This is a genomic window from Arachnia propionica (genome assembly GCF_003932785.1).
Classification (GTDB): Bacteria; Actinomycetota; Actinomycetes; order Propionibacteriales; family Propionibacteriaceae; genus Arachnia; species Arachnia propionica_B.
In genome coordinates this window covers 184767-200027 of the sequence record NZ_RQYT01000001.1, presented here as the reverse complement: position 1 = coordinate 200027, position 15261 = coordinate 184767, and the positions used below count along the sequence as shown (strand labels likewise).

14 protein-coding genes are annotated in these 15261 nt (G+C 69.2%); 11 read left to right on the top strand and 3 right to left on the bottom strand.

What is annotated here, in order from left to right; translation table 11 throughout:
* Positions 1-40: 40 nt before the first annotated feature.
* Positions 41-829, top strand: a complete 789-nt coding sequence (locus tag EII35_RS00910; RefSeq protein ID WP_125226577.1) for a TrmH family RNA methyltransferase — start codon at positions 41-43, stop codon at positions 827-829.
* Here the strand turns inward: EII35_RS00910 and EII35_RS00905 are convergent.
* Together EII35_RS00905 and def are read right to left on the bottom strand one after the other, a co-directional pair.
* Positions 821-3337: an ExeM/NucH family extracellular endonuclease gene (locus EII35_RS00905; protein ID WP_125226576.1), complete on the bottom strand. Its 2517-nt coding sequence runs from the start codon at positions 3335-3337 to the stop codon at positions 821-823. The genes EII35_RS00910 and EII35_RS00905 overlap by 9 nt on opposite strands.
* Positions 3338-3426: 89 nt before the next feature.
* Positions 3427-4026, bottom strand: a complete 600-nt coding sequence (gene def, locus EII35_RS00900) for a peptide deformylase (protein WP_125226575.1) — start codon at positions 4024-4026, stop codon at positions 3427-3429.
* On the opposite strand from def, the gene EII35_RS00895 reads away from it, so the two are divergent.
* Positions 4025-4987, top strand: coding sequence for a tyrosine recombinase XerC (locus tag EII35_RS00895; protein WP_221739638.1), 963 nt, complete (start codon positions 4025-4027; stop codon positions 4985-4987). The genes def and EII35_RS00895 overlap by 2 nt on opposite strands.
* Here EII35_RS00895 and EII35_RS00890 read toward each other — a convergent pair.
* Positions 4982-5884, bottom strand: coding sequence for a M23 family metallopeptidase (locus EII35_RS00890; RefSeq protein ID WP_125226574.1), 903 nt, complete (start codon positions 5882-5884; stop codon positions 4982-4984). The genes EII35_RS00895 and EII35_RS00890 overlap by 6 nt on opposite strands.
* 307 nt (positions 5885-6191) lie before the next feature.
* Between EII35_RS00890 and rpsB the strand changes: the two genes are divergently transcribed.
* The 9 genes from rpsB (at position 6192) to EII35_RS00845 (ending at position 15220) form a co-directional block, all read left to right on the top strand.
* Positions 6192-7034, top strand: coding sequence for a 30S ribosomal protein S2 (gene rpsB, locus EII35_RS00885; RefSeq protein ID WP_125226573.1), 843 nt, complete (start codon positions 6192-6194; stop codon positions 7032-7034).
* Positions 7035-7065: 31 nt separating this feature from the next.
* On the top strand, positions 7066-7875 hold the full coding sequence (tsf, locus tag EII35_RS00880) for a translation elongation factor Ts (protein ID WP_125226572.1): 810 nt from the start codon (positions 7066-7068) through the stop codon (positions 7873-7875).
* Positions 7876-7972: 97 nt separating this feature from the next.
* A complete protein-coding gene (gene pyrH, locus EII35_RS00875; protein WP_125226571.1) occupies positions 7973-8686 on the top strand; it encodes a UMP kinase in 714 nt (237 codons plus the stop codon).
* Between the two features lie 34 nt (positions 8687-8720).
* Positions 8721-9275, top strand: coding sequence for a ribosome recycling factor (gene frr, locus EII35_RS00870; protein ID WP_125226649.1), 555 nt, complete (start codon positions 8721-8723; stop codon positions 9273-9275).
* Positions 9275-10144 carry a phosphatidate cytidylyltransferase gene (locus EII35_RS00865; RefSeq protein ID WP_125226570.1) on the top strand — a complete coding sequence of 290 codons (870 nt, stop codon included), beginning with the start codon at positions 9275-9277 and terminating at the stop codon, positions 10142-10144. The genes frr and EII35_RS00865 overlap by 1 nt, the downstream gene beginning before the upstream one ends.
* A 1-nt stretch (position 10145) precedes the next feature.
* The gene (gene rlmN, locus EII35_RS00860) at positions 10146-11270 is read left to right on the top strand and encodes a dual-specificity RNA methyltransferase RlmN (protein ID WP_125226569.1); all 1125 of its coding nucleotides are present in this window, start codon (positions 10146-10148) and stop codon (positions 11268-11270) included.
* 84 nt (positions 11271-11354) lie between these two features.
* Positions 11355-12692, top strand: a complete 1338-nt coding sequence (gdhA, locus tag EII35_RS00855) for an NADP-specific glutamate dehydrogenase (protein ID WP_125226568.1) — start codon at positions 11355-11357, stop codon at positions 12690-12692.
* A 69-nt stretch (positions 12693-12761) separates the two neighbouring features.
* On the top strand, positions 12762-13937 hold the full coding sequence (gene dxr / locus EII35_RS00850) for a 1-deoxy-D-xylulose-5-phosphate reductoisomerase (protein ID WP_125226567.1): 1176 nt from the start codon (positions 12762-12764) through the stop codon (positions 13935-13937).
* On the top strand, positions 13934-15220 hold the full coding sequence (locus tag EII35_RS00845; RefSeq protein ID WP_125226566.1) for a M50 family metallopeptidase: 1287 nt from the start codon (positions 13934-13936) through the stop codon (positions 15218-15220). Before dxr ends, EII35_RS00845 begins: the two co-directional genes overlap by 4 nt.
* Positions 15221-15261 lie beyond the last annotated feature (41 nt).

The following is a 15261-nucleotide window of genomic DNA, read 5'->3' as shown; positions in this document are numbered from 1 at the left end:
GGTAGCGACAAGCAGGATCACGGCCGCTAGGGTGCCTGCCATGCGCATCGACATCTCCGCCACCGAGGTCCCGGAACTGCGGGACTACGTGGCGCTCCGGGATTCGCAGCTGCGTCGCCGTCTCGAGGGGGAGCGGGGCATCTTCATCGCCGAGGGGGAGAAGATCATCCGCCGGGCCTTCGAGGCGGGGTGTCGACCCCGCTCCTTCCTCCTGGCCCCGCGCTGGCTACCCGGGCTCGACGACATCCTGGCCGCCACGCCGGAGGTTCCCTGCCTCGTCGCGAGCGAGTCGCTCATCGAGACCGTCAGCGGATTCCACGTCCATCGCGGGGCCCTCGCCGCCTTCGAACGTCCCGACGAGACGCCGTGGCCCCAGGTGCTCGATGCGCGCCGCGTCCTGATCTGCGAGGGCCTCGTTGACCACGCCAACACCGGATCCATCATCCGCGTCGCCGCCGCCCTCGGGTGGGATGCGGTCCTCATCTCCCCCGACGGCGCCGACCCCCTGTACCGCCGGGCCATCAAGGCCAGCATGGGGACCTGCTTCCAGATCGGATGGCGTCGCATGACCGATCCCGCCAGCGAGCTGCAGCAGCTGCGGGACCATGGCTTCACCCTCGCCGCGACCGCTCTCGCGCCGGATGCCGTGGAGCTGACCGACTACCGGGCCCCGGAGCGGCTGGCACTGATGCTCGGTTCGGAGGGGCACGGTCTGAGCCGCGAATGGCTCGCCCATGCGGACGTGACCCTCACCATCCAGATGGCGGCGGGCGTGGACTCCCTCAACGTGGCCGCTGCCGCCGCCATCTTCGCCCATTCCCTACGCTGAGCCTCCCGTGCGCGGCAGCCCCGGCCTGGTGTGCGGGTGGGTGGGGCGCGCCGTCGGGGTGGTTCCTGCACCCGTCGGCTGGCCGCTGGGCGCAGCCGTCGGGATGGTCGTCGGTGCCGTGGTGGGGGTGGCGGCCGACGGCGATGCCGTCGGGGCGGGCGACGACGGGGTCGGCACGCTGGGCTGAGGGGCCGGGCTCGGCGAGGCGGGCGGCGTCGGCGCGATGGGGGCGCCCAGTTGCAGACTCACGATGATCGGATCATGGTCGGAGGAGCGGAACGGGGTGGGGGTGAACAGGGCCGCCTCGGCGGGCTTCTTGAAGCTCATGTCGTAGTCGAAGATGTCCGACTCGTCGGCGTTGATGTGCCACGACCGGGTGTCGACGATCGACGCGGCGGCGGCCTCGTTCGCCAGGGCGTGGTCGAGGTACCCGGCCATTCCATCGAACACGTACGAGTAGGCGTTCTCGCCGCTGAACCTCTTCTCCATGTCCTGGAACCCGGCGGCGACGAGGGCCTGGATCGGGTCCTCGCGGTCGTAGGAGTTGAGGTCACCGATGATGACCGTGCGCGCCGCGCCCTGGCCGGTGGGATCCCCGCGCAGCCACTCGGCGAGCTGAGTCGCGGCCCTGGTCCTCGTCCGGTTGCAGTTGCCCTGACCATCGCCCTGGTCCGGGTCGCCGTCGCAGGCGGAGCCCTTGGACTTGAGGTGGTTGACGCTCACGGTCACCAACTCGCCGGAGCCCAGGTGCCGGAAGGTCTGGGTGAGGGAGTGCCGGTTCTTCCCGTCGGCGAAGTCGAGGGTCGCGAACGCCCCGACCGGTGCCACGGTGGCCGGCTTGTACACGAAGGCCTGGAAGATGGCATCCCCGCCGACGATGCCGGTGTTGACGGCGGCGAAGGTGCCGGCGCCGGCCTTCTCGTTGAGGGCGGCCACGAGGTCGTCCACGGCGGTGCCGTTGTTCTCGATCTCCATGAGCCCGAACACGTCGGCGTCGATCTCGGTCATGGCGGCCACGATCTTCGCCTTCTGCCGCTGGAACTCCTCGGGCGTGTCCGCACCGCGCGCCTTGGCGTTGTCGGAGGTGAGGGTGGTGAAGTAGTTCAGCACGTTGAAGGAGGCCAGCCGCAGATCGCCCTGCTTGGCCGGGACGGCGGGCCGCGGGTTCACCACGGTGTGGGTGGCGCCCTTCGTCGGCTGCAACTTGTAGGTGTTGTTCATGAAGGTCATGACCCCGGTCAGACCCGCCACCTGGTCGCCACCACGGAAGTGGTGGTCCGCGGTGAGCGGCGTGCCGTCGGGGTGGATGGCCGGCGAGGGGTTCTGGACCCCTCGACCGTCGTCGACGACGAGGCGGGCGGCCTTGTTCCGCTCGGCCACGGCGCGCGCCTCGTCGCCCGGGGCGGCGATGCCGGTCGGGGTCCACTGCCGCTCCGGTGCGTAGACGATCTCGCCGAATCGGTCGTAGTTGAAGTACTCCACGATGGTGAGGGCGGCCGGGAAGGTCACGAGCATCCCCTCATACCGTTCGGCGTCGGCCAGCGGGAGGGCGAGCTCCCTGGGGGTGGGCATCGTGAGGGAGGAGGTGGTGATCGGAGTCACCGTACCGGGGGTGATCTGGGTCTGCCCCTTGAACTCGGAGACGGTGCCCTCGACGCGGATGACATCCCCGACCGCGACGTCACCGATGCCGCGGCCATGGACGAAGATGCCGTCGCTCGTGGCGTCGTCGCCGTCCCCCTGGTCCTGGATGTGGACGCCGTTGAACTGGCCCTCGCCCTGGAAGTCGCCGACGACGATCCCCTCCACGACGACCTTGGTGCCCACGAGCGGGGACTGGTCACCGGGCCCCTGGACGGCGCCGATGCGGATCACGTCCGGTCCGGCCGGGGGAGCCGGGGGCTGGGGCTGTGGGTCGGCCGTGCACGTGAACGTCCCCAGGGTGGCGAGGTCGTCGATGGCCGTCGCGCTGAAGTCGACGGCAGGGTCGTAGGTGTCACCGGGGTCGGTGTCGACCGTGCAGCCCCGCTTGGTCAGCGTCATGTCCTTCGTCGAGATGCCGCCGCTCTGCCATGCGGAGCCGGGGTCGTGACCGACCTGACCGAGCGAGTCGATGACCCGGCCGTCGCGACTCAGGGTGAGGGCGTCGTCGCCGTTGAAGGAGACGACGTTGTTCGTGACAGCAGCCATGCCCGTCAACTCGGGCGAGGCCTTGGGATGGGCCACGAGGAGGTGGCCTCCCGCCGGGATCGTGAACGGGGCGAGGTCGAGCCGGCTGCGGGACGTGTCCGCCCCGTTGCTGAACAGGGCCAGTTCGTAGCCGCCCAGCTGGATCGGTGCGGCCGTCGGGTTGTGCAGCTCAACGGCCTTGTTGTTGCTGGATCCCTCGACGTAGACGCTGATCATGACATCCGTGGCGGGGGCGGCGGTGGCGGGGAGCAGGGTCCCGGGGAGGCAGACCAGGGTCAGGGCCAGTGCGGAACCGGTCAGAGTGCGCCAAGTGGTCATCGTTCACCTTCGACGTGGGTACTGCGACAAGCCCATCATGCTTCCCGCCGCACCGTTGGGGAAATCGGAAAGGATCCTCGTGGGAGGGGTCACTCCTGCGAGGGCAGGGGAGCGGACTTCGCCTTCGGGGAGACCGGCCAGTCGTCGGGGTAGCGCCACGCCAGATCAGCCACCTGCTCGTCGAGCTTGCGCCGGGCCCGACCGGAGATCCGATCCCCGAACACCGTGCCGTTGAGATGATCCGTCTCATGCTGGAAACAGCGGGCGAGGAGCCCGGTCCCCACGAGTTCGACGTCGTTGCCGAAGGCATCCTGCCCGCGACAGATCGCCTTGTCCGGGCGGGGCACGCTCGAATAGCCGCCGGGCCAGGACAGGCAGCCCTCCTCGGCCGGGTCGAGGTTGCGGTCCTTGCCCTTCGGCAGTTCGATGGTGGGGTTGCACACCACCCCGCGCTGGATCCGGTTGTCGCCGTCCGGGCACTCGTAGATGAACACGGCGAGACCGACCCCGACCTGAGTGGCTGCCAGACCCACCCCTTCGGCGGCACGCATGGTGGCGAACATGTCGCGGACGAGTTCGTGCAACTCCTCCCCGAACTCCGTCACCTCAGCGGTCCTGGCGTGCATCACCGGCGTTCCCCAGCGGGTGATGGGGCGGACCTTCCCGCCCGTGGTGAGGTCTTCGGACATGGAACTCCAGCCTTCCCGGATCGTCGTGCGCCCCCAAGTATGCACCGGTGGGACACTGGTGGGCATGGACGCCGCGTGGGAAGCACTCATCGCCGAGTACGGCCTGCACCTGCGGGCGGAACGTTCCCTCTCCCCGGCGACGGCCAGGGCCTACGACGCCGACCTGCGGGGACTGGCTGCCTTCCTGCCGGATCCGCCGGGGCGGGTCACCCTGACGCAGCTGCGTGACTGGTTGGCGTCGCTGCTGGAGCAGGGGGCGGCCACGGCGACGCTGCAGCGGCGGGTCTCCTGCCTGAAGGGCTTCTTCGCCTGGGCACACCACGAGGGACACGTTTCGGGCAATCCTGCGGCACGGCTCCGCACCCCGAGGCGGGCCCGCACCCTCCCGGAAGTTCCCACGCGTCGCGCCGTGGAGGAGTCGATCGCCTCCCTGGCTGAGGGGGCGGCGACGGGGGAGCCGCAGGCCCTGCGTGACCTCGCCCTCGTGGAGCTGCTCTACGCCAGCGGGCTCAGGGTGGCGGAGGCGTGCGACCTGCGCCTGGGCGACGTCGATCTCGAGCGCTCCACGGTGCGAGTCATCGGCAAGGGCGACAAGGAACGCACCGTGCCCATGGGGATCCCGGCGAGAAGGGCCCTCGAGGGGTGGCTGGCGGCCCGCCACCACGTGGCGACCCCCGCCAGCCCACCGTTGGTCTTCCTCGGTGCCCGCGGAGGCGCCCTCGACCCGAGGGTCGCGCGGCGCATCGTGCGTGACGCCACGACAGCGGGAGGACACTCGGTGAGCCCCCACGCGCTGCGCCACGCGATGGCCACCCATCTCCTCGCCGGAGGGGCGGATCTCAGGAGCGTCCAGGAGCTGCTCGGCCACGCCTCGGTCGCGACGACGCAGAACTACACGCACGTGTCGAACGAGCGGCTCCGTGCCGCGTTCGAACAGGCCCACCCCCGCGCGGGGTCATGACAGCAGGGTGGCGGGGTCGATGAGTTGCCCGTCCCGCCACGCCATCCAGTGGAGATGGCAGCCGGTGGAGTAACCGGAGTTCCCGACGACCCCCACGACGGCCCCGGCCTCGAGGTCGTCGCCGACCCGGACGTCGATCCCGGGCAGGTGCGCATACCCGGTCCTCAGCGACCCGTGCTCCACGATCACCCGGAAGCCGTAGCCGCCGTCGTGGCCCGCCGAGACGACGCGCCCGGCCCACGGCAGTCGGATCGGTGTGCCGCAGGGGGAGCCGAAGTCCACCCCGTCATGGAGCTTGTACACCCCCGTCACCGGGTGCACCCGCATGCCGTAGGGGCTGGTGATCGGTCCGGGAACCGGACGTCCCGCGCTGGGCAGGGGAACCGATGCCGGGGGCAGCCACGGTGGGGGACTCGGCCGGGAGCCGTTCGGGACCAGCCTCACCTCGGGGGTGGCGAGGTGGCGGAGCGGATCGTGGTAGATCGTGCCGTCGGTCAGCCCCCAGTGCAGGCAGAACTCGGGGGCGCAGTGGGGTTGTGCCGCCAGCCGGCCGATCTCCTGTCCCTCGGAGACGATGGTCCCCACCTCCAGCGAGCCCTCGACGGGGGTGTAGGTGGTGCGCAGACCGTTGCCGTGGTCCACCGACACCGACGGGCGTCCCGCCACCGATCCGGAGAAGTGGATCACCCCCGGCGCGGCGGCCCGGATCGGCTGCCCCACCTCCGCCCGCAGGTCGACACCACGGTGCCCGGCCGAGTACGGGGAGGTGCCGCCGTCGAAGGACCTCATCACCTCGCCGTCCACGGGCGGTGACAGGGTGAGCCCCTCCTCGGCCACGGCCCACGGCGCGGCCACCAGCAACAACCAGGCCGTGACGATCGCCAACAGTTTCCTCATACCCTCACTCTGGGCAGCCACGCACCCCAACGGTCATCCACGTCTGGATCTGTGGAGAACTGGTTGGACGCCCGCCCGGGTCGGCGCATAGGATTGGCCTGCAATCGGCATGCCCGATTGACATCGCATGCGCTTCAACGGGAGGACCGTCGGCAGCGGCGTGGTCCCGGACCAACCATCCGGGTGCCGGTGCCGGGCGCATCAGGCAGGGCCCCGCCGGGGTCCTGGGAACAACCACCTGCGTGGGCCCTCGGTCCACCCCGTCATCGGGTGGGCGGCCAGGCTGCCCACCGTGAAAGGAACGGCCATGGCCGTCGTGACCACCCGTCAGCTGCTCGAGTCCGGCGTTCACTTCGGACACCAGACCCGTCGTTGGAACCCGAAGATGAAGCGCTTCATCTTCACCGAGCGCAACGGCATCTACATCATCGACCTCCAGCTCTCCCTGAGCTACATCGACAAGGCCTTCCACTTCGTGAAGTCCACCGTCGCCCGTGGCGGTCAGATCCTGTTCGTCGGCACCAAGAAGCAGGCCCAGGAGGCCATCGCCGAGCAGGCCACCCGCGTCGGCATGCCCTACGTCAACCAGCGCTGGCTGGGTGGCATGCTCACCAACTTCCACACCGTCACCAAGCGGATCCAGCGCCTCAAGGAGCTCGAGGGCATGGATCTCACCGACTCGGCGACCACCGGTCTGACCAAGAAGGAACTGCTGCAGCTCGAGCGTGAGAAGACCAAGCTCGACAAGACGCTCGGCGGCATCCGCGACATGATCCGCACCCCGCAGGCCGTGTGGGTCGTCGACACCAAGAAGGAACACCTCGCCGTCGACGAGGCCCGCAAGCTGCGGATCCCCGTGGTCGGCATCCTCGACACCAACTGCGACCCCGACGAGGTCGACTACGCCGTCCCCGGCAACGACGACGCGATCCGTTCCGTCGCCCTGCTGACCCGCATCATCGCCGACGCCGTCGCCGAGGGGCTCATCGAGCGTTCCTCGGGGCGTGGCGGCGATGAGGTCGAGGCCGAGCCCATGCCCGACTGGGAGCGCGAGCTCCTGGCCCAGGGCGACGCCGCCGCCGAGGAGGCCCCCGCTGCGGAGGCCACCCCCGAGGCCGAGGCCGCCCCGGCCACCCCCGAGTCCAAGTAATCCGCCCACGACACCAGACGGGAAGTTCAAGATGGCAATCACTGCTGCCGACGTCAAGAAGCTCCGCGACGCCACCGGCGCCGGGATGATGGACGCCAAGAAGGCGCTCACCGAGGCCGAGGGCGATTTCGACAAGGCCGTTGAGCTGCTGCGCATCCAGGGCCTCGCCAAGGCCGCCAAGCGCACCGACAAGGAGGCCACCAACGGCATCGTGGCCGGTCGCGACGGCGTGCTCATCCAGTTCGCCGCGGAGACCGACTTCGTTGCCAAGAACGCCGAGTTCGTCGGCCTGGCCGACCGGATCGTCGAGGCCGTCGCCGCCAGCGGCGCAGGTGACGTCGAGGCCGCCAACGCCGCCTCGCTGGGCGAGGCCACGGTCCTCGAGGCCGTGCAGGGCCTGGCCGGCAAGATCGGGGAGAACCTCTCCCTGGTCGGTGTGGCCAACTACGACGGCACCACCCACCTGTACCTGCACCGTCGCGCCTCCGACCTGCCCCCGCAGGTCGGTGTGCTGGTGGAGTACACCGGCGGTGACGACACCCTCGCCCACCAGGTCGCCATGCACATCGCGGCCATGAGCCCGAGCCACGTCACCCGCGACGAGGTCCCCGCCGAGACCGTCGAGAACGAGCGTCGGATCGCGGAGGCCACCGCACGTGAGGAGGGCAAGCCGGAGGCTGCACTGCCGCGCATCGTCGAGGGGCGCCTCGGTGGCTACTTCAAGGACACCGTCCTGATCGACCAGCCCGCCGTCTGGGAGGACAAGAAGACCGTCGGTGACGTCCTCAAGGAGGCCGGCATGGAGGTCAAGCGATTCGCCCGACTGGCCGTCAGCGCCTGATGTCTGACAACGAGCGTGCCCCGCGGGGCACGCTCGTTTCGTATTCCGCCAAGGCGATATGGTGACACCAGGCCCAACCACAGGACAAGGGGACAGGATGAACAAGCCGTACCAGAGGGTGCTCCTCAAGCTCTCCGGCGAGGTGTTCGGCGGAGGCAAGCTCGGGGTCGACCCCGTCGTCGTCTCCGGGATCGCCAAGGAGGTCGCAGCCGTCGTCTCGCAGGGGACCCAGGTCGCGGTCGTCGTCGGCGGCGGCAACTACTTCCGGGGCGCGGAGCTGAGCCAGAACGGCATGGCCCGCGACCGGGCGGACTACATGGGCATGCTCGGGACCGTCATGAACGCCATCGCGCTCCAGGACTTCCTCGAGAAGGAGGGCATCGACACCCGGGTCCAGTCCGCCATCCACATGGCCCAGGTGGCGGAGCCCTACATCCCCCGGCGTGCCGAGCGGCACCTCGAGAAGGGGCGGCTCGTCATCTTCGGGGCGGGCTCCGGCATGCCCTACTTCTCCACCGACACCGTCGCCGCCCAGCGTGCCCTCGAGATCGGCGCCGAGGTGCTGCTCATGGGCAAGCAGGGGGTCGACGGGGTGTACGACTCCGATCCCCGGACCAATGCGCAGGCGAAGCGGTTCGACCACCTGACCCACGACGAGTTCCTCGCCAAGGACCTCAAGGTCGCCGACGCCACGGCCCTCGCCCTGGCCCGCGACAACTCCCTCAACCTCGTCTTCTTCAACCTGTCCGAACGCGGCAACATCGGCCGTGTCGTCCAAGGGGATCCCATCGGGACCCTCGTGTCCCGCTGACCCCATCCCATCCCACACAAAGGAGACCGGCATGATCGCTGATGTCGAGAAGGAAGCCCAGTCCAAGATGCAGTTCACCGTGGACCATGCACGGGAGGACCTGGCCACCATCCGCACCGGTCGCGCTCACCCCGCGATGTTCAACAAGCTCAACGCCGACTACTACGGTGCCCCGACCCCGCTGCAGCAGTTGGCAACCTTCACCGCGCCCGACCCCCGGACGATGCTCATCACCCCGTTCGACCGCAGCGCCATGGGCGCCATCGAGAAGGCCATCCGTGACGCGGATCTCGGGGTGAACCCCAGCAACGACGGCACCGCCATCCGTTGTGTCATGCCCCAGCTCACCGAGGAGCGGCGCAAGGAGTACATCAAGATGGCCAGGGCCAAGGCCGAGGAGGCCCGCGTCGCGGTCCGCAACGTCCGCCGCCATGCCATGGATCAGCTGAAGAAGCTGGAGAAGGACCACGAGATCAGCGAGGACGAGCTGAGTCGCGCCGAGAAGGCCATGGACGCCACCACCAAGAAGTACGTGGAGGCCGTCGACGAGCTGCTCAAGCACAAGGAAGCCGAACTCAGCGAGATCTGATGCCATCGCAGGATCCCGCGACGACGACACCGGCGCCGAGGACTGGCAGGAACCTGCCGGTCGCCATCGGCGTCGGTGTCGCCCTGATGGCCGCGATCGCGGTGGGCGTGCTGTGGGTGCCGTGGTTCTTCGTCGCCCTCTCCGCATTCGCGTTGAGCCTCGGGGTGATCGAGGTGCACCACGCCCTGCAGCGCAAGGGGATGCACGCCCAGCCGCGGACCATCGTCGCCGGGACCGCGATCAGCATCCTGGGTGGCTACGCCATGTCGGAGTTCCACCTCGGGCTGGCCCCCACGACCTTCGCGATGATCTGCGTGGCCGGGACCGTCGTGGCGTGCCTCGTCGCCAGGCTGTTGTTCCAGGAACCGGAGGGCTTCATCCGGGACATCGCCGCCAGTGCCCTCATCATCGCGTGGATCCCGCTGATGGGGATCTTCATCCCGCTGCTCATGACCCCCGACGACGGGGGACTCCGGATCGTCTCGGTCGTGGTGTGCATCTCCGCCTCCGACACCGGGGCCTACGCCGTGGGCTCCCTCATCGGGCGGCACCGGATGGCACCCAGGATCTCCCCGTCGAAGACCTGGGAGGGGTTCGCCGGATCCGTGGTCGTGGCCGGGATCATGGGCACGCTCTGCGCGGTGTTCCTGCTCGGAGCCCCGTGGTGGTTGGGCCTGGTGCTCGGGGTCACGATCGCCCCGGCGGCGACCCTCGGGGACCTCGTCGAGTCCCTGGTGAAACGGGACGTCGGCATCAAGGACATGTCCAACTTTCTCCCCGGTCACGGCGGGCTCATGGATCGGCTGGATTCACTGTTGTTCGCGGCGCCTGTAGGCTGGCTCGTCCTGCACCTTGGCCTCGGGGGATGACATGACCAGAAACCTGCCGCTCGTCTTCGACGCGCCGTCGCGCGGCAAGGCACCCACCCACTGGCTCGACCTCGACCCCGACGACCGGCGTGAGGCGATGACGGCGTTCGGGCTCCTTGGGTTCCGCGCCGACCAGGTCTCCCGCCACGTCTTCGACCGGCTGAGCGACGACGTCGCCGGGTGGACGGACCTGCCGGCCGCGATCCGGGAGGACCTCGCGCAACAGCTCTTCCCGGCCCTGCTCACCCAGGTGCGGCAGCAGACCGCCGACGGCGGACGGACCGTGAAGACGCTGTGGCGGTTGCACGACGGGTCGCTGCTGGAGTCCGTGCTCATGCGCTACCCGAGCCGCTCCACCCTGTGCATCAGTTCGCAGGCCGGCTGCGGCATGGCCTGTCCCTTCTGCGCCACCGGGCAGGGCGGCCTCAAACGGAACCTCTCCCGGGGGGAGATCCTCATCCAGGCCTTCGCGGCGAACCGGATGCTCACCTCGGGTCTGGTTCCCGGAACCACGGGGCGGCTCAACAACATCGTCTTCATGGGTATGGGGGAGCCCCTCGCCAACTACAAGGCGGTGCTCGGCGCCATCCGCACCCTCATCGCCCCGGTCCCCGCAGGGTTCGGCATGAGCGCCCGGGGGATCACCGTCTCCACCGTCGGGCTCGTGCCGCAGATCACCCGCCTGACGGCCGAGGGGTTGCCCGTCACCCTCGCCGTGTCCCTCCACGCCCCGGATGACGAACTGCGCAACGAGATCGTGCCCGTCAACAACCGGTGGCCGGTGAAGGAGGTCGTCGACGCCGCCTGGGAGTACGCCCGCGTCACCCGTCGCAGGGTCAGCATCGAGTACGCCCTCATGCGTGACATCAACGACCAGGTCCAGCGGGCCCACCTGCTGGCGGACCTGCTGAAGCGGCGTGGGGACTGGGGATGGGTCCACGTCAACCTCATCCCGCTCAACCCCACCCCCGGCTCGAGGTGGACCGCGTCCCGACGCGAGGACGAGGCGGCCTTCATCGCGACCCTGGAGCGACGGGGTGTGCCCGTCACGCTGCGGGACACCCGCGGCTCGGAGATCGACGGAGCATGTGGACAGCTTGCCGCGAAGGAGGCGTCCACGAACTGAGCTTTTCGTGGACGGATACGCGGAATCCCGCGAACCGCCATTACCATCTGCACGTCATTGTTCACTCGCGAACCAGGAGCGCCCATGGAAAACACCCTTGAATCAATCTTCGAGTCAGTGGTCGCCCGGAACCCCGGTGAGGTCGAGTTCCACCAGGCCGTCCGGGAGGTCTTCGAGAGCCTCGTCCCCGTCATCAAGAAGAACCCCTCCTATCTCGAGGACAAGATCCTGGAGCGGATCTGCGAGCCGGAACGTCAGGTCATCTTCCGCGTGCCGTGGGTGGATGACCAGGGTGAGGTCCAGATCAACCGCGGTTTCCGTGTCCAGTTCAACTCGGCCCTCGGCCCCTACAAGGGCGGGCTGCGGTTCCACCCGAGCGTCTACCTCGGGATCATCAAGTTCCTCGGCTTCGAGCAGATCTTCAAGAACTCCCTCACCGGCATGCCCATCGGCGGCGGCAAGGGCGGGTCCGACTTCGACCCGCGCGGCAAGTCGAACGCCGAGGTCATGCGGTTCTGCCAGTCCTTCATGACCGAGCTGCACCGGCACCTCGGCGAGTACACGGACGTCCCCGCCGGGGACATCGGCGTCGGTGGCCGGGAGATCGGCTACCTGTTCGGGCAGTACAAGCGGCTGACGAACCGTTACGAGTCGGGCGTGCTCACCGGCAAGGGCCTGGACTGGGGCGGTTCCCTCGTGCGCCGTGAGGCGACGGGCTACGGCACCGTCGTCTTCGCCGAGGAGATGCTTCGCACCCGCGGGGAGTCCTTCGACGGCAAGCGGGTCGCGGTCTCCGGTTCCGGCAACGTCGCGATCTACGCCATCGAGAAGATCCACCAGCTCGGCGGCACCGCCATCGCCTGCTCCGACTCCTCCGGCTACGTCGTGGACGAGGCGGGTATCGACCTCGACCTGCTCAAGCAGGTGAAGGAGGTCGAGCGGGGACGGGTCGCGGACTACGTCGCCCGTCGTGACAGCGCCAGGTTGGGCGAGAGCGGGACCATCTGGGACGTGCCCGTCGACGTCGCCCTGCCCTGCGCCACCCAGAACGAACTCAACGGGGACCAGGCGGCGACCCTCGTCCGCAACGGGGTGAAGGCCGTCGCGGAGGGGGCCAACATGCCCACGACCCCGGAGGGCATCCACATCTTCCAGGGGGCGGGCGTGCTCTTCGCCCCGGGCAAGGCGGCCAACGCCGGCGGCGTGGCCACCTCGGCGCTGGAGATGCAGCAGAACGCGGGTCGCGACTCGTGGAGCTTCGAGTACGCCGAGGAGCGGCTCACCGGCATCATGCAGAACATCCACGAGATGTGTGCGACGACGGCCGACGAGTACGGCATGCCCGGTGACTACGTGGTGGGTGCCAACATCACCGGCTTCATCAAGGTCGCCAACGCCATGCAGGCCTTTGGTGTCGTCTGAGAGGATGCGAATGGGGGGCGGGACGCGGTGACACGCGTCCTGTCCCCTCGGCATGACAGACTGGGCGCCGTGCGAAGAATTGTCCTGCTCGGGTCGACCGGCTCCATCGGTACCCAGACCCTCGATGTGATCGCGTCGCGTCGTGACCGGTTCGAGGTGGCCGCCCTGGCCGCGTCGGGCGGGAACCTCGCCACACTCGTCGACCAGATCGAGCGTTTCGCACCCGCCCGGGTCGCCCTCGCCCGTGAGGACGTCCTGCCGGGCCTTCTCGAGCAGTTGACCGCGCGCGGGATCCGGCATCCGGAGTTCCTGACCGGGGCGCAGGCCGCATCCCAGCTGGCCGCCCAGGACTGCGACGTCGTCCTCAACGCCATCACCGGGGCGGCCGGTCTGGGACCCACCCTCGCCGCCCTCGCCGCAGGCACCACCCTCGCCCTGGCCAACAAGGAGTCCCTCGTCATCGGGGGGCGGCTGGTCACCGAGGCGGCAGCGCCCGGCCAGCTCGTCGCCGTGGATTCCGAGCACTCCGCCTTCGCGCAGGCGCTGCGCGGCGGCCGGGCGGACGAGGTGAGGAGGCTGATCCTCACCGCCTCGGGTGGCCCCTTCCGGGGCCGGACCCGGGAGGAGCTCCGCGACGTCACACCGGAGCAGGCCATGGCCCATCCGACCTGGAACATGGGCCGTGTCATCACCATCAACTCCTCGACGCTGGTCAACAAGGGGCTGGAACTCATCGAGGCGGCCCTCCTGTACGGCGTCGACTACGACGACATCGTCGTCACGGTGCACCCGCAGTCCGTGGTCCACTCGATGGTGGAGTTCTGCGACGGCTCCACCCTGGCGCAGGCCTCGCCGCCGGACATGAGGCTCCCCATCGCCCTGGCGCTCACCTGGCCCGACCGCCTCGCTGACGCCGCCCGCCCCTGCGACTGGACGACGGCGGCGACCTGGACCTTCGAGCCGCTCGACTCCGGGACCTTCCCCGCCGTGGAGCTGGCCAGGCGGGCCGGACGTGCGGCGGGGACGGCCCCGGCGGTCTACAACGCCGCCAACGAGGTCCTCGTCGACGCATTCTGTGATGGCCGCATCGGATTCCTCGACATCCCGGACCTCATCGGACGCTGCCTCACGGAGCACCTCGCCACCGCCCACGTCGAGGACGGTGACCTGACGGTCGCCGCGGTGCTGGCGGCGGATGCCGCCGCCAGGGAGCAGGCGGCCCGACTCGTGGAGGAACTCTCATGACCCTGTTGCTGACGATCCTGCTCGCGATCGCGTTCTTCGTGCTCATCATGGCGTGCATCGCCCTGCACGAGGTGGGCCACTTCGTGCCCGCGAAGCTGTTCGGCGTCAGGACCACCCAGTTCTTCGTCGGGTTCGGCCGCACCGTGTGGTCCCGGACGAAGGGGGAGACCGAGTACGGTCTCAAGGCGTTCCCGCTGGGCGGCTTCGTCCGGATGCTGGGGATGTTCCCGCCGGAACGGCCGAGCGACCGGCCGAAGGGATGGCTCACCCGGATGGCGGATCGGGCCCGCTCCTACGAGTACGAGGAGATCACCCCGGCGGATGACGGTCGTCTGTTCCACCAGAAGCCGGTGTGGCAGCGCATCATCATCATGCTCGGTGGGCCGACCATGAACCTCCTCATCGCCTTCCTCATCTTCCTCGGCATCAACGTCTTCCACGGCACGTGGCAGTCCACGACGACGATCACCGTCGTCAACGACTGCATCATCCCCGCCGACCGGACACCGGCCACCTGCCAGCCCGGTGATCCGGAGACCCCGGCCAAGCGCGCCGGGGTGCAGGTGGGGGACCGGGTCGTGTCGTTCAACGGCGTGACCATCAACGACTGGACCCAGCTCGGGGACCTCATCCGGGCCAACGGGGCCGGTCCCGCCCGCCTCGTCGTCGAGCGCGACGGGAAGGTCGTCGAGTTGCCGGAGGTCGCGACGGTCATCCAGACGCTACCGGACCGGCTCAACCCCCGGGCGACGGTCGAGGCCGGATTCATGGGGTTCTCCCCCGACAGGGCGCTCATCAAGGGCGGCCCGGCGGAGACGGTGGATCAGATGTGGTTCTACACCCGCAGCTCGATGGCGGCCCTCGCAGCCTTCCCCGTCAACGTGTGGAACGTCGGCGTGGATCTCGTCACGGGACAGGAACGCGACGTCAACGGCCCCATCTCCATCCTCGGGGCCAGCCGCGTGGCGGGGGAGATCGCCACCGTGGAGGGGCTGACCACGAGCGACCGGATCGCCTCCTTCGCCGGCCTCCTCGCCAGTGTCAACCTGTTCCTGTTCATCTTCAACCTCGTCCCGTTGCTGCCGCTCGACGGCGGACACGTGGCGGGAGCCCTCTACGAGGCCCTGCGACGCGGGGTGGCGAGGCTGCGAGGCAAGGTGGATCCCGGCCCCGTCGACACCGCGAAGCTCCTGCCCGTGGCCTATGTCGTCGGTGGGTTCCTCCTCGTCACGGGCCTGGTGCTCATCCTGGCCGACCTCATCAGCCCGGTGAAGCTGTTCTGAGCCCTGCGGACGTGGGCTGGACGGGGGCTGCTAGCCTCATG